This window comes from Streptosporangium sp. OZ121, from assembly GCF_051918885.1.
Lineage (GTDB): Bacteria > Actinomycetota > Actinomycetes > Streptosporangiales > Streptosporangiaceae > Streptosporangium.
Genome location: NZ_JBPXMC010000038.1, coordinates 42,993 through 56,894, shown reverse-complemented (window position 1 = coordinate 56,894; position 13,902 = coordinate 42,993). Strand labels below are relative to the sequence as shown.

At 71.8% G+C, this 13,902-nt stretch carries 17 protein-coding genes; 9 read left to right on the top strand and 8 right to left on the bottom strand.

Annotated elements, in window-relative coordinates:
• Positions 1-33: 33 nt before the first annotated feature.
• Positions 34-435, bottom strand: coding sequence for a lipocalin-like domain-containing protein (locus ACTOQ1_RS38755; RefSeq protein ID WP_440073129.1), 402 nt, complete (start codon positions 433-435; stop codon positions 34-36).
• Between the two features lie 210 nt (positions 436-645).
• Here ACTOQ1_RS38755 and ACTOQ1_RS38750 point away from each other — a divergent pair, with 210 nt between their 5' ends.
• From ACTOQ1_RS38750 to ACTOQ1_RS38735, 4 genes are all read left to right on the top strand, one after another.
• Positions 646-1,476, top strand: coding sequence for a DMT family transporter (locus tag ACTOQ1_RS38750; protein ID WP_440073128.1), 831 nt, complete (start codon positions 646-648; stop codon positions 1,474-1,476).
• A gap of 11 nt (positions 1,477-1,487) precedes the next feature.
• Entirely contained in the window at positions 1,488-2,711 is a 1,224-nt protein-coding gene (locus tag ACTOQ1_RS38745) for a glycosyltransferase (protein ID WP_440073126.1), read from the top strand.
• Between the two features lie 99 nt (positions 2,712-2,810).
• A complete protein-coding gene (locus ACTOQ1_RS38740; RefSeq protein ID WP_440073125.1) occupies positions 2,811-3,554 on the top strand; it encodes a DUF998 domain-containing protein in 744 nt (247 codons plus the stop codon).
• Between the two features lie 121 nt (positions 3,555-3,675).
• A complete protein-coding gene (locus ACTOQ1_RS38735; RefSeq protein ID WP_440073123.1) occupies positions 3,676-4,608 on the top strand; it encodes an acyl-ACP desaturase in 933 nt (310 codons plus the stop codon).
• Between the two features lie 166 nt (positions 4,609-4,774).
• On the opposite strand, the gene ACTOQ1_RS38730 is transcribed toward ACTOQ1_RS38735, so the two are convergent.
• The 4 genes from ACTOQ1_RS38730 to ACTOQ1_RS38715 all read right to left on the bottom strand — a co-directional run bounded on the left by ACTOQ1_RS38730 (position 4,775) and on the right by ACTOQ1_RS38715 (position 7,858).
• Positions 4,775-5,071, bottom strand: a complete 297-nt coding sequence (locus ACTOQ1_RS38730) for a hypothetical protein (RefSeq protein WP_440073122.1) — start codon at positions 5,069-5,071, stop codon at positions 4,775-4,777.
• A 40-nt stretch (positions 5,072-5,111) separates the two neighbouring features.
• Complete coding sequence (locus ACTOQ1_RS38725; RefSeq protein WP_440073120.1) at positions 5,112-5,342, bottom strand: hypothetical protein; 231 nt, start codon at positions 5,340-5,342, stop codon at positions 5,112-5,114.
• A 251-nt stretch (positions 5,343-5,593) separates the two neighbouring features.
• Positions 5,594-6,814, bottom strand: a complete 1,221-nt coding sequence (locus ACTOQ1_RS38720; protein ID WP_440073118.1) for an MFS transporter — start codon at positions 6,812-6,814, stop codon at positions 5,594-5,596.
• Positions 6,815-7,012: 198 nt separating this feature from the next.
• On the bottom strand, positions 7,013-7,858 hold the full coding sequence (locus ACTOQ1_RS38715; protein WP_440073117.1) for a helix-turn-helix transcriptional regulator: 846 nt from the start codon (positions 7,856-7,858) through the stop codon (positions 7,013-7,015).
• A gap of 133 nt (positions 7,859-7,991) precedes the next feature.
• On the opposite strand from ACTOQ1_RS38715, the gene ACTOQ1_RS38710 reads away from it, so the two are divergent.
• A complete protein-coding gene (locus ACTOQ1_RS38710) occupies positions 7,992-8,258 on the top strand; it encodes an Atu4866 domain-containing protein (protein WP_440073115.1) in 267 nt (88 codons plus the stop codon).
• Positions 8,255-8,989, top strand: coding sequence for an SDR family oxidoreductase (locus ACTOQ1_RS38705; RefSeq protein WP_440073114.1), 735 nt, complete (start codon positions 8,255-8,257; stop codon positions 8,987-8,989). Before ACTOQ1_RS38710 ends, ACTOQ1_RS38705 begins: the two co-directional genes overlap by 4 nt.
• A gap of 171 nt (positions 8,990-9,160) precedes the next feature.
• On the opposite strand, the gene ACTOQ1_RS38700 is transcribed toward ACTOQ1_RS38705, so the two are convergent.
• Positions 9,161-10,504, bottom strand: a complete 1,344-nt coding sequence (locus ACTOQ1_RS38700) for an MFS transporter (RefSeq protein WP_440073113.1) — start codon at positions 10,502-10,504, stop codon at positions 9,161-9,163.
• Between the two features lie 144 nt (positions 10,505-10,648).
• Between ACTOQ1_RS38700 and ACTOQ1_RS38695 the strand changes: the two genes are divergently transcribed.
• The 3 genes from ACTOQ1_RS38695 to ACTOQ1_RS38685 all read left to right on the top strand — a co-directional run bounded on the left by ACTOQ1_RS38695 (position 10,649) and on the right by ACTOQ1_RS38685 (position 12,702).
• Positions 10,649-11,764, top strand: a complete 1,116-nt coding sequence (locus ACTOQ1_RS38695; protein WP_440073112.1) for a LacI family DNA-binding transcriptional regulator — start codon at positions 10,649-10,651, stop codon at positions 11,762-11,764.
• Positions 11,765-11,999: 235 nt separating this feature from the next.
• A complete protein-coding gene (locus tag ACTOQ1_RS38690; RefSeq protein WP_362698125.1) occupies positions 12,000-12,269 on the top strand; it encodes a hypothetical protein in 270 nt (89 codons plus the stop codon).
• Entirely contained in the window at positions 12,262-12,702 is a 441-nt protein-coding gene (locus ACTOQ1_RS38685) for a hypothetical protein (protein ID WP_440073111.1), read from the top strand. The genes ACTOQ1_RS38690 and ACTOQ1_RS38685 overlap by 8 nt, the downstream gene beginning before the upstream one ends.
• A 111-nt stretch (positions 12,703-12,813) precedes the next feature.
• Here the strand turns inward: ACTOQ1_RS38685 and ACTOQ1_RS38680 are convergent, their stop codons facing one another.
• Both ACTOQ1_RS38680 and ACTOQ1_RS38675 read right to left on the bottom strand, forming a co-directional pair.
• The gene (locus tag ACTOQ1_RS38680) at positions 12,814-13,029 is read right to left on the bottom strand and encodes a DUF397 domain-containing protein (protein WP_440073110.1); all 216 of its coding nucleotides are present in this window, start codon (positions 13,027-13,029) and stop codon (positions 12,814-12,816) included.
• 20 nt (positions 13,030-13,049) lie between these two features.
• Positions 13,050-13,895 (bottom strand): helix-turn-helix domain-containing protein, encoded by an 846-nt coding sequence (locus ACTOQ1_RS38675; RefSeq protein ID WP_440073108.1) that lies wholly within the window; start codon positions 13,893-13,895, stop codon positions 13,050-13,052.
• Positions 13,896-13,902: the final 7 nt, after the last annotated feature.

The window sequence follows — 13,902 nt, the reverse complement described above, 5'->3', positions numbered from 1 at the left end:
ACCGCCTCCGGATCCGTACCGAAAGCACGACGTTCACGACCGCCTCCAGATCAGGGTGTGCCACCGGCCGCCCTCGCCGGCCGCCAGGACCAGCCGGTCACCGTCGGCGTTCAGCTCGCGGACCTGGACGGTGCCCGCGAAGGCAGGGTTGAGCGCCACCTCGACGTCATGGGCGACGTGGCCGTCGCGGACCTCGTAGCGGCCCGCGTAGGCGAAGAACGACGTGAACGCCTCGGCCAGCGCCTCCGGGGGCGCCTGCCTCGGGCTGGTGCCGGGCAGCGGGGCGCGCCCGGCCCGCGCGATCGTCGCGCTCATGTGGCCGTCGGGGGTGTAGCAGAGCAGGCCCACCGCGTCCGTGCCGAAGGGGTGCGAGACCCGCCCGTCGGCACCGGCGATCCGCCACTCGACCAGGCGCCAGGCGCCCACGAGATCCATGCCCGAGAAACTACGATAAGAGAAGCCAGCAGGTCAACAGCCCCGACGCGAATCTCGGGGAATTCCCTGCGAAGTCAGGGTGAACCCCTATGGCTCCGGCACCTCCCCGCGCGGGACGCTTCGACTGTTCACCTCGAACCCCTCAACGGACGCCTCCACGAGGCGATCCGGTCATCTCGCCATGTCTTCATCTGCTTGGAAGGAGTGTGCATGACCGTGCTGGCGGCCGGCCTGGCGTTGCTGGGATCCCTGTTCTTCGCACTCGGTGCCGCTCTGCAGCAGTTCGAGGCGGCGAGCACGTCCCGCGCCGGTCTCGGGTACCTGGTCAGGCGCCCCCGGTGGCTGCTCGGCGGCCTGTCCATCGCGGGCGGCACGGCCCTGCACATCGTCGCGCTGAAATACGGCCCGCTCACCCTGGTGCAGCCGATGGGCGTGGCCAGCCTCCTGTTCGCCCTGCCGTGTGCCGCGGCCCTGCGACGCCGCAGGCCGCGGCCAGGTGAGCTGGCCTCGGCGGCGGTGATCGCCATCGGGCTGATCGGCCTGGTGCTGGTCGTGCCCGAGCACAGCGGGAACCCCCACCTCAGCACCGGGGAGGCGGTGGTCCTGCTCGCGGGGGCGGCCACCGCCGCCCTGGCGCTGTGGACCCTCGCCAGGCGGGCCTCCCCCGCCGCACGGGCCTGCCTGCTCGCCACGGGCGCGGGCGTGCTGTACGGCGCGACCGCCACGCTCACCCGCGTCCTGGTCGACGGCGACTGGGAGCCGTGGTTCCTGTTCGCCGTCCCGATGCCCGCCGTGATCGCGCTGGCGCTGCTCCAGCGCGCCTACGCCGTCGGCCACTTCGGCGTGGCGTTCGCCGCCCTGCAGGTGGCCGATCCCCTCACCGCCGTCGCCTTCGGCGCCCTCCTGCTCGGCGAGCCCCTGCCGACCGGCGCGGCGAGCACGCTCACCGCGCTGGCGGCGGCCGCGCTCACCGCAGCCGGAACCGTCGCGCTGGCCCGTACCACCCCGATGTCCCCCTCACCTGACGTGACAGCACGATGAACGGAGCACCGATGGTCATGCCGGCCACCGCCCCCCTGTACGCCCCCGTGCAGGCCCCCGCCCTCCTCGCCACCCGGGCCCGCCGGGTGCTGATCGGGGCGGACACCTACCCGCCGGACGTGAACGGCGCCGCCTACTTCGCCCACCGGCTCGCCCAGGGCCTGGCCGAGCGGGGAAACGAGGTCCACGTGGTGTGCGCCTCGGACGAGGGACCGGCCAGGACCGAGCAGATGGACGGGGTGACCGTGCACCGGCTGCGCTCGGCACCGGTGCTGGTCCACCCCACCATGCGGGTCGCGGTGCCGGCCCGGCTGGACCGGCTGATCGACAGGATCGCCCCGGACGTGGTCCACGTGCAGGCGCACTTCGTCGTCGGCCGCGCGGCGATCTCCGCCTCCCGGCGCGCCGGCGTCCCGGTCGTGGCGACCAACCACTTCATGCCGGACAACCTCTTCCAGTTCGCGCACATCCCCGGACGGCTCCGCGAGAGGGCGGGCGCGCTGGCCTGGAAGGACTTCAACCGCGTCTTCTCCAGGGCCGACCGCGTCACCACGCCCACCGAGATCGCGGCCGGGCTGCTCACGGGCAAGGGCTTCGGCCCGCCGGTGGAGCCCATCTCCTGCGGCATCGACCTGGCGAGGTTCCAGCCGCGCGCCGAGCCGAAGGCGTGGGCCCGCAGGGCCTTCGGCCTGCCCGACCGGGACACGATCGTGTTCGTCGGCCGGCTGGACGAGGAGAAGCGGCTGGACGAGCTCGTCCGGGCCCTGCCGCGCGTGCTCGTCCACACCGACGCGCAGATCGCGCTGGCCGGAACCGGCGGGCAGCGGGCCGCGCTCGCCAGGCTGGCCGACCGGATCGGGGTCGGGGACCGGGTGTCCTTCCTCGGGTTCGTCCCCGACGAGACGCTGCCCCAGGTGTACGCCGCCGGTGACGTCTTCGCCATGCCGGGCGTCGCGGAGCTGCAGAGCATCGCCACGCTGGAGGCCATGGCCAGCGGCCTGCCGGTCGTCGCCGCGGACGCGATGGCCCTGCCGCACCTGGTACGGCCCGGCGAGAACGGCCACCTGTTCCGGCCCGGCGACGTGCAGGAACTGGCCCGGCACCTGGGCGCCCTGCTCGCCTCCCCCGGGACGCGTGCCGCGATGGGCGCCGCGAGCCGCGCCATCGCGCTGACCCACGACCACCAGGCCTCCCTGGCCAGGTTCGAGCGGATCTACCAGGAGGTCGCGCGATGAGGTTCGAGACGATCCGCCGGGAGCCGGGACCGGACTTCGAAACGGCCCGCCGGGAGGTGGCGCGATGAACTCCGAAGCGGCACACCGGGAGGTGGCGCGGTGAACGGGGGCCCGCCGTCCCGCTGGCCCGGCGTGGCCGGGCCGCTGCTCGCCCTGGCCGCGATGGGCTACGCGCACCTGGTCGCGGCCGACGCGGTGGACCCGTTGAACGGCCTGATCAGCGACTACGCGCTGCGCGACGACAGCGCCTGGGCGATGGTGGGCGGCACGATCGCCCTGGCCATGGGCTGTCTCTGGGTCGCGTACCTGCTGGCCCGGGTGGCGCCGGTGCGCGGTGCCGCCTCGCGCGCGCTGTTCGTGGCCGCGGCGCTGGGACTCCTTCTCACCGCCGCGTTCCCCACCGACGCGGCGCCCGGCGTCGTCTCGATCGCCGGGGAGATCCACCGCTGGTCGGCGGCCGTGGTCTTCACCGCGCTGCCCTGCGCGGGGTGGATGCTCGGCCGCCGGTCGGGAAACGGGCCACTGGCGGCGGTCTCCGTCCTGTCGGTGGTGTTCCTCGCCTGGTTCCTGGCCGCTCACCCGGGCTCGCTCGTCTCGGACCTGATCGACGGCGCCGACCACTACGGCCTGGTGGAACGGCTGCTGGTGCTCTCCGAGATGACACTGATCCTCTTAGCCGCCCTCTGGCCGGGGCACCGCGACGGCGTGGCCGGTCACCGGTCCGCGGTGCGGGAACGGGGCATGACGGTCCCCGCCCAGCCGGGCCCGGACGGCGCGCGCCGTCCTCACCGGCCGGGTCCGGACGGCACCCGGCATCCTCGGCAGCCGATCGGTCTCGGCTGACGGCGAAGGGGCTCCCTTGAATCGCCCACGAGCGAGTAAATGAGACATGCGGCACGTACCCATCACGTCTTACCTACGCTAACGTAGGTTACGGTTGCGTAGTCTTCGAGGGAGAAACCTGATGCGAGAGTTCAGTGAGACCGAGCTGCTGCTCGAGCTTGAGCCTGTCGTCGCGGGGGAACTGGACCGGCACCACAAGGTGGCCAAGGAGTGGTTCCCGCACGAGTACGTCCCCTGGTCGGAGGGACGGAACTACGACGGCCTCTACGGCGGGGACGCCTGGGTCGAGACCGACACCAAGATTCCCGAGGAAGCCCGCATCTCCCTCATCGTCAACCTGCTGACCGAGGACAACCTCCCCAGCTACCACCACGAGATCGCCACGACCCTGGGTCGCGACGCGGCGTGGGGCACCTGGGTGCACCGCTGGACCGCCGAGGAGGGCCGCCACGGCACCGCCATCCGCGACTACCTGACGGTCACCCGCGCGGTCGACCCGGTCGCGCTGGAGCGGGCCCGGATGGTGCACATGAGCGAGGGCTTCACCAACTCCTACGAGGGCGTGCTCGCCTCGGTGGCGTACGTCTCCTTCCAGGAGCTCGCCACCCGCATCTCGCACCGCAACACCGGCAAGGCCTCCGAGGACCCGAACTGCGAGCGGCTGCTCGCCAGGATCGCCGCCGACGAGAACCTGCACATGCTCTTCTACCGCAACCTGCTCAACGCGGCCTTCCAGCTCGCCCCCGACCAGACGATGCGCGCCGTGACCGACGTCGTCACCACCTTCCAGATGCCGGGAACCGGCATCGAGGGCTTCACCCGCAAGGCCATGACCATCGCCAACGCGGGGATCTACGACCTGCGCCTGCACATCGACGACGTCCTGCAGCCGGTCCTGCGCCAGTGGGACGTGTTCAACATGAAGAACCTCGGCGCCGATGGCGAGAAGGCCCGCGAGGAGCTCTCCGACTTTCTCGGCAAGCTGGAGGTCACCGCCTCCCGCTTCGTCGAGCGCCGCGAGGCCCGCCGCGCCCGCCAGGCCGCCGGCGCCTGATCCCTCTTCCGGTCACCGCGCCCCTCCCCGCGGTACCTCGTCCCCGTCCGGGCCGCCGCGGCGTCCGCTCCGCGGTGGCCCGGCGTCGACCGCCGTCGCCCGGTCACCGGGCACGCTCTCTGCCGGGATCCTCGCCGTCGCGGCGGGCCCGTGTCCTGCCGCGACCTCAGCCGCGCGCGCGGATCAGCATGACCAGCCCGGCGACGAACGACCCGAGCAGGGCCGGCGACAGGACCGCGAGGCCGCCCCACACGAAGATTCCGAGATAGCCGAGCGCGGACGAACCGTACGCCGGGTCGGCGTCAGCCGCCGCGAACAGCCCCAGGCCGAGGACGACACCGGCCACCGTGAGCGCGATCGGCGTCCACAGGAGGGCGCGGGCCCACACGCGGTACGTCCGGCTGTGGACACGCCGGGCCGACGGCACGTTCGACTGCGGGGGATACCCGGCGGATTCGCTCATGCCGCATTTGTACCAGCCCGCGTGGGTCCCGCACCGCGGTTCAGCGGCCCTGGCGGCCTTCACGTTCCCGGTGGGCCCTGGCTGCCCGACGGCGCAGGTCGACCCGGCCCTGCCATTCGTAGAGCGCGTCGTACCCCGCCATGCCGAGCGCGATCAGGCCCAGGAGGCCGGTGATCACCGTGACCGGGATCAGGTTCAGCGCCCTGCACAGCACGGCCACGACCAGGAGCCCGACGCCGATACCGAGGCTCCACCTCCCAAGGCCGCTCATGCCGCCACCAGCTCTCCGGGCAGCGCACGCGGCCCGTTCGTCCCGACTTCCTGGAGTGTGTGTGTCACCGGTGTCCGTTCGTCGTCGTGCCCGTTGCCCCGCAACACGCGGAGTACGCGGAGTACGGAGCATAGAAGATCCCCATACTGGGCGTGTCCGGCCGTTCTGACAACGCCGCCGGATTCGTCGGACATGACCTGGCAGGTCGGTGACACGGCTGACGGGTGGTCGACCTCCCCGCCCGGTGTTTCTCAGCCCGTGGCGACCAGGTCGCGCGCCGGGGCGCGGCCGGCACCCGGCCGCAGGCGGCGCAGGAAGACCAGCACGAGCAGGGCGGCCAGACCGGTGGTGACCGGGGGGACGAGGAAGGCGAACGCCGCGCCGAAGCGGTCCACGAGCTGGCCCGCGACGGCCGCGCCCGCGGCGATGCCCATGCCGACGGAGCCGTTGAGCCAGGTGAAGGCCTCGGTCCTGACCTCTGCCGGGATGAGGCCCTCGACCAGGGTGTAGCCGGTGATGACGGCCGGGGCGATGACGAACCCGGCCACGGCGGCCCCGGCGTACAGCAGCGGGACCGATCCGGCGAGCGTCAGGGCGACGGTGGCCGCGGAGAGCAGGCCGAAGGCGGCGACCAGCCTGACCGGGGCGCCGATCCGCCAGCGGACCACGCCGTAGAGGATGCCCCCGACGAAGCTGGCGCCGGAGAAGCTCGCGTAGACCGGTCCGGCGGCGCCGGCCTGGCCCAGGGCCGCGGTGTAGGAGGTGACGCCGACCTGGAGGCTGCCGAAGACGGTGCCGAGGGCGACGAAGGCCAGCGCGAGCACGGCCACCCCGCGCAACCGCAGCACGCCGCGCTGGGAACGGACCAGGACCGGCATCGGTTCGGGGGCACCCCTGCGGACCCCGGCGAACGCGAGCGTCCCCACCACGACCATCACCAGCGCCACCGACAGTGCCCACACCGGTGAGAACCCGGTCGAGATGGCCACGAGCAGCACCGGGGCGAGGGTGAAGGTCAGCTCGTCGGTGATGGACTCGAGGGCGAAGGCCGTGTCCAGCCTGCCCGACCCGCCGAGCACGTGCGCCCAGCGGGCGCGGACCATCGAGCCGACCTGCGGCATCGTCGCCCCGGCCAGCGCCGAGACGACCACCAGCGAGACCGCGGAGGCGTGCGCCGAGGCGAGCACGAGCAGGGCGCCCAGCGCGACGGCGTGCACGACGACCTGCGGGACCAGCACCCTCGCCTGCCCGTACCGGTCGGCGAGCCGCCCGGTGCGCGGGCCGACCAGCGCGGGCGCCACCGCGGCCACGGCGGCGGCGACCCCGGCCGCGCCGTACGAGCCGGTGGACCAGTGCACGAGCAGCAGCACGCCGAGCTGGAGCATCGCGTTCGGAAGGCGCGCGACGAAGGCGGGAAGCAGGAAGCGCCAGGCTCCGGGCGAGCCGAGCACGGCGACGTACGAGGTCAACATCTCTCCGTCCATCATCCAGACGGAGACTCCGCCCGGTTCGGGAGCCCACCGGGGTGGCGGGCTTCGACCGGGGTTGATACCGCTTGCGCGGCCGCCGAGCGGTCATCGTGTGCGTCCCTGTGGAACGCGACAGCCATTTACCTTATGCCACGAACCGTCGTCGTCCGAACCCGGCCTCTCTCCGGCCGAGGTCGCGGGTCAATCGGCCGAACGCCCCAGGGTCTGTCGCCGGGAGGCGCCGATGCTGCCGAGCAGGGTGAGTGCCTGGGCGCTGGGACTACCGGGTTCGGCGTGGTAGATGATCAGCTGCTGGCCGGGCGCGTCGCGCACGTCGAAGGCCTGATAGGTAAGGACCAAGGGGCCGACGTCCGGGTGCATGAGGTGTTTCGCGTCCCGGGTCTTGCCCCGCACGTCGTGCGCGCTCCACAGGGTCGCGAACTCGCCGCTCCGCTCGGTCAGGGTCCGTACGAGCTCGCGGAGCCGGGGATGCCCGGGGTCGAAGCCGGCCGCCTGCCTCAGATTGGCCACGGTGGCCTGGGCGGCCCAGTTCCAGCGGGTGTAGAAGTGCCGCCCGGCGGGGTCGAGGAAGGCCATCCGGGCCAGGTTGTCGGCGGGCTCGAAGGGTGAGAACAGAGCGTCGGCCAGCGCGTTGGCGGCGAGGATGTCCAGGGTGCGGTTGATGACGAACGCGGGAGTGTTCGGGTAGCCGTCCATCAGCTGACGCAATGCGGGACTGACCGTGTCCGGGATCTGCCCCGGCCGCTCATCCGGCGCGGCGCCCGCCAGCCGGTACAGGTGCGCGCGGGCGTCGACATCCAGGTGCAGGGCACGGCTGAGCGCGTCGAGCACCTGGGGGGAGGGATGGCGTTCACGCCCCTGTTCCAGGCGGGTGTAGTAGTCGGCGTTCATGCCGGCCAGAACGGCGACCTCCTCGCGCCGCAGTCCGGCGACCCTGCGGACCCCGTAGGTCGCCATGCCGACGTCTTCTGGCCGCAGGCCCGAACGGCGTGCGCGCAGAAAGTCTCCCAGCTCATTGTTGGCCATATCCCCAGGCTAGGCGGGTGGACAGCGGCCTGCCCGGGTGCGTCGCACCCAGGCGGCGAGCGCCCTGGTTGACGGTCCGCACTCAGCCCAGACTCGGTGACGAAGGACAGATCACCATGTGAGGGAGAAGAGCATGACGAGAACCACCGATGACGGGAAGGTGGACGTGGCCGGCATGTGGGTGACCGCGGACGGCCACATCCGCCAGGAGCTGCGAGCGGACGGCCGGTACGACGAGGCACGCGGCGGTCGGCGCAGCGCGTACACCGGCCGGTACACGGTGACCGGCGGCCATCTGGACTACGTCGACGACACCGGGTTCACCGCCACGGGTGACATCCGCGACGGCGTGCTCTACCACGAGCACCTCGTGCTGTACCGGGAGAAGGAGCGGGCATGAGGGCATCGGCCAAGATCATCGCAATCACCGGGGCGAGCAGCGGGATCGGCGAGGCGACCGCGCTCCGCCTGGCCGCCGACGGCCATCACCTCCTCCTCGGCGCGCGGCGTACGGACCGGCTGGAACAGTTGACGGCGAAGATCATCGCCGACGGTGGCAGCGCCTCGTTCCGGCGGCTGGACGTCACCGAAGCCGCTGACGTGCGGACCTTCGTGGCCGCCGCGCGGGAGCGGTACGGGCGCCTGGACGTGATGGTCAACAACGCCGGCGTGATGCCGCTGTCACCACTCGCGGAACTGAGGGTCGACGAGTGGGACCGGATGATCGACGTGAACGTCCGCGGGGTACTGCACGGCATCGCCGCCGCCCTGCCGGTCATGCGGGAGCAGGGCGGCGGGCACTTCGTGAACATCGCCTCGGTCGGCGCCTACGAGGTGTCGCCGACCGCCGCGGTGTACTGCGCCACCAAGTTCGCGGTGCGCGCGATCTCCGAGGGGCTGCGCCAGGAGTCCGCGGGCGACATCCGGGTAAGCGTCGTCTCCCCCGGCGTCACCGAGTCCGAGCTGGCCGACTCCATCTCGGACCCGGTGGCCCGCGAGGCCATGAAGACCTACCGGTCGGTGGCCATCCCGGCCGAGGCGATCGCGGACGCCATCGCCTTCGCGATCGGCCGACCCCCCGAGGTCGACGTCAACGAGATCGTGATACGCCCGGCCGCCGGCGCCCAGTGACGGCGTCACGCCGGAGCCTGATCCGGAAACGGGCGACCAGGCTCCGGCGGGCGGACGACCGGATGGGGTGCACGACAGCGCCGGAGCAGAACCTCTGAGCGCCGTCCGGCACCTCGAAATCTCGGCAGATCGAAAGTTAACGGGGGCGAACCGGCAGGGGCCAGATGGGCGTCATGAGGTTCGACCGCTGATCTTCTCCGCATGGTGAAGGTCACCGCGGTCCCACGGGGAGCCGGTGCGGACGGCCGATCGCAGTGCGGGCCAGGACATGGCCGCGAGGGCGGCGGCGAGAGCGGCGACGGCCGCCATCGCCCCCGGCAGGCCGGTCGCCTCGGCCCAGTGCCCGACGTAGACAGGACCGGCGAGGAACCCCAGGTAGGCCACGGTGGTGACCACGGACGTCGCCCTCCCCCTCGCCGCCTCGCCCACGTGTGCCGCGACGACACCCATCAGCATGGGGAAGAGCACCGCCGTGCCGGCGGCGGCCAGGGCCAGTCCCAGCAGGACCGCCGGGACGGCCGTCGCGACGGACACCAGCGCGGTCCCGGCGGCGGCCGTCGCGGCGCCGCAGACGAGCACGGTCGCGGCGTGCCGGAAGCCGACCGCGCCGGCCGCGAAGCGGGTGAGGGCGACGACGGCGGCGAAGACCGCCGGACCCGCCGCGGCGAGCGCGGGACCCGCGCCGGCCACGTCGGCCAGGTAGACCGCGCCCCAGCTCTGGTGGGCGTTCTCCACCGCGAAGGCGAGCGCGCCCAGGCCGCCGACCACGAGCAGCGGGAACGGGCGCACGGCGTGTCCCCGGTGCCCTCGGTGCCCCCGGTGCCCCGGCCGCTCGCCGCCCCGGGCGGCCCCCGCCGCGCCCGGGGCGGTCCCCTCGGTGACCGGGATGGCTCTTACCGATTCCGGAACGGTCCCCTCGGCCGGGGCGGCCCTTGCCGTGTCCGGAACGGTTCTCCCGGCGGCCGGGGAGACTCCCGCCGTGTCCGGGACGGTCCTCCCGAGGGCCGGGGCGGCCCGCCGGTCGGCCACGACGCCGAGGGCCGCGGCGGCTCGCCGGTCGGCCGACACGCTGAGGGCCGCGCCGGCCGCGGCCCCCGCGACCAGCAGGAACGGTACGACGACCGGCAACCCCAGGGCGCCGAGCAGCAGCCCGGCGGAGAGGCTGCCGGCCACCACCATGGCGGAGAAGGTGCCGTGCGCGCGGGTGATGACCGGCCGGCGGGACGCCCGCTCCGCCGAGGCCGCCGCCGAGTTGATCGCGACGTCGGCCGCTCCCGAGGAGGCACCGAGCAGCGCCAGCCCCGCCGACAGGCTCCAGAAGTCGCGCCCGGCCACGGCCACCAGCGTCCCCACCGCGCCGAGCGTCACCAGCAGGAACGCCGCCACCCGGAGCCCCCAGCGGTCGACCGCCCTGCCGGTGACGAGCATCGCGGGCAGCGCCCCCGCCCCGACGAACAGCAGCGCCGTGCCCAGCTGCCCGTCGCTCAGCTGCGCCTGAGCCCGGATCGCGGGCACCGAGGCACCCCACACCCCCCAGAAAGCACCGAACGCGGCAAACCCCATATAAGCGGTACGTGCCCGGACTCCGCCCATTCCTCCTGACATGTGTGTAACGATACACAAATCAGCTGTGTATCGATACACAGATATCCTCGGCCCATGAGCGGACGGGCGGCGCGACGCCGGGTGACCATGGCCGAGGTCGCCCGCGCGGCAGGGGTGTCGGTGATGACCGTCTCGTACGCCTACGGCCGGCCGGGCCGGGTCTCCGACGAGGCGCGGGCCAAGGTCCGCGAGGCCGCCGAGCGCCTCGGCTACCCGGGCCCGCACCCCGGCGCGCGCTCGCTGCGCAGCGGCCGGACCGGCAACCTGGGCGTCGTCCTCGGCGAGCACCTCACCTACGCCTTCGACGACCCGCAGGCGACCCGCTTCCTGTCCGGCGTCGCGCAGGTCTGCGCCGACCACGGCATGGCGCTCACGCTCGTCCCCGTCACCGGAAGCCCCTCCGACGTCGACCGGGTCACCGAGGCCGCCGTTGACGCCTTCGTGGTCTGGACGACCGCCGACGACGACCCCGTCATCGACGCCATCTCCGCCACCGGCCTGCCCGCCGTGGTCCACGGGGGCCCGCGCCGCGACGGCCTCTCCTTCGTCGCCGCCGACGACCGGGCCGCGGCGGCGGCCGTCGGCCGCGAGGTCTTCGCGGGGGCGCGGCGGCCCGGGGTGCTGAGCTTCCCCCTCGACCGCGCGAGGCTGTCCGGCGTCACCTCCGGCGCGCCCCTGGACGACGCCGCGCCAGCCGGGTCCGGCACCCTGCCTCCGGGCGGGGTCGATCCGGACGCCTCGACCTTCCGGGTCACCCGCCGGCGCCTGCGCGGCTACCGCGACGCCTGGGCCGAGACCGGCGGCGACTGGTCACGGGTCCGCGTGGCCGTCTGCTCCACCAACAGCGCACGGGAGGCCGAGGCACTCGCGGCCGAGCTGCTCACCGGCCCGCACGCCTGCGACGCGATCGCCGCGATGAGCGACGAGCTGGCCCTCGGCGTCCTGCGCGCCGCCGCCCGCCTGGGCCTGACCGTGCCCGGCGACCTCGCCCTCAGCGGCTGGGACGACTCCGACGCCGCCGTTTCCGCCGGGCTCACCACCGTCGCCCAGTCCCTTCGCGACCAGGGCGCCCGCTGCGCCCGTACCGCCCTCGGCCACCTCACCCCGGCCGACCGGGACACCGAGGTCGCCTGGCACCTCGTCAGCCGCGAATCCACTCAGCGTCCTTGAGAAAGCGGACTTTCCTACCCGGACGCCTCGTCGATTTAGCCTGGTTACTCTTGGCCATAAAACCAGCTCGCGAACATTTCACCCCGGTCTCCAAACCGGCCTCATTGCGGCATCCCGGCCAACGTGCCGGAGATCATGAAGGAACTCCGGTTCCACCCCGGTCTCCGGACCGGTCTCATTGCGGCCAGCGGTGTTTCTCCTGCCCAGCCAACACCATTTGAGTATGATGACGAGTATGAGCGGAGAGAAGAAGGAACGAATCACGATCACCGTCGACCCCGACGTCGCCAGATACGCCGAACACCTGGTTGCCACCGGCAAAGCAACCAGCGTCGCCGCCGTCTTCAACGACTCCGTCGCCGCCAAACGCATCGCCGACCAGCATGGCCTAGCCCTCCTGCGGGAACGCGCCCGCAGCGCCGACCCCGACCGGGTGGCGCGCATGCGGCGGCACGTGAACCTCCAACTCGCAGAGCAGGGGTTCCCGGCGGCGCCCGGTGAGTGACTTCACCCCCACCCCCTACATCCTCGACTCCAGCGTCCTCGTCGATGTCGCCCGCGGTGACGCCGATCTGATCGGTTTCCTACAGGACTTCGACCGGGCAGGTCACTCCCTGGTCATCCCGTCCCTCACGGTGGCCGGCGCCTTGCTCGACAGCCAGAGCCTCCCGGACGCACAGGCGCTCCTCACCGGCCTGGCCGCGTTCGAACGCACCACCGTTGCTCCGCTTGATGGCATCCCCCAAGCCGCGAAACTCGCCGCCATGGTAAATCTCATGTCCTCAACCGAGCTCAACTCGTTCGACGCCCACGCGGCCGCGATCGCCGACGTGGCGATCTGCCCGATCCTCACGCTCAAAGCCTCCAAGTGGGCGTGGCTGTCGAGCACCCTGGACGCGCCGCTGCACATCATCGAGATCGCCGACCCAGACCAGTAAGAGAACGCCTCTCACGATCGAGCACTCCGTCGCCTTCACCAGCACGAACGGCAAGCACGGACTCTAGACCGCATGCTTCACCCCGGTCTCCAGACCGGTCTCATCGCGGGATCAAATAGCTAGATCGTCGAATCCGCCGCTCCTAATGCGGCCGATGAAGGCATGCCACTCAGTAGATGCGAAGATCAGAGCGGGGCCACTTCGGTCCTTGCTGTCCCGGACGCCGACGCGACCCGCGTTCAGCGAGGCGACCTCGACACAGTCTGGGCCGTTTCCGCTGAGGGAGCTCTTCCGCCACGCGAACCGGGACAGGTCTAGCTCGGACATTCCATTTCCCCTCACAAGGATCAGCCAAGCTGGGCAACCGCCTTCGCGATAAAACGTCGGGAATCATCGGGATCCAACGCCTTGGCGCGCAGGTGGTCGAATGCCACCGTATAACGGTAAACATCCGCTTCGCGCTCCACGTACAGGTTGCCTCCCAGGTTCTCCACGAAGACCACATCGGGGTCAGCGCACCCGGGAAACTCCAGGATGTGGAACGCACCGCCTGTGGCTGTGTGGGCTCCGGCTGCGAACGGAAGCACTTGCACGGTGATGTTGGGCAGGTCGGTTACCTCAAGGAGTCGCTTGAGCTGGGATCGCATCACGACGGGATCCTCTACGGCACGGCGGATGGTGGCCTCATCCAAGACGGTCCAAAAGCGCAGGGGATCATCCCGAAAGAGCAATGCCTGACGTGCCACGCGAACTTCAACGCGACGTTCGATCTCGCCGGGAGGCGACATGACCAAGGCTGCGCGAATAACAGCACGTGCGTAGTCTTCCGTTTGGAGCAGGCCGGGCACGATGGTGGCGGCGAAGCCGCGCATCGAGGCAGTCTCGGCTTCCAGCCCGATGTAGGTGGCGTACTCCGTTGGGAGATCGCCGTAAGCCTGCCACCAGCCCTTTTTCCGGGAGTCACGCGCCAAGTCGATCAGTTCTTCTCGTTTAGAGACGTCGATCTCATAGAGATCCAGAAGGCGTCCGACATCCTTGAGCGTGACGCCTACTCGGCAGGTCTCGATCCGCGAGACCTTGGTGGCCGACCAGGTAAGTCGCTCAGCGACTTCCTCCAACGTCAGCTGCGTCCGGTCGCGCAGGCGGCGTAGCTCAGAGGCGAGGCGACGCCTGCGCACCGTCGGACTTCCCATTTGCCTC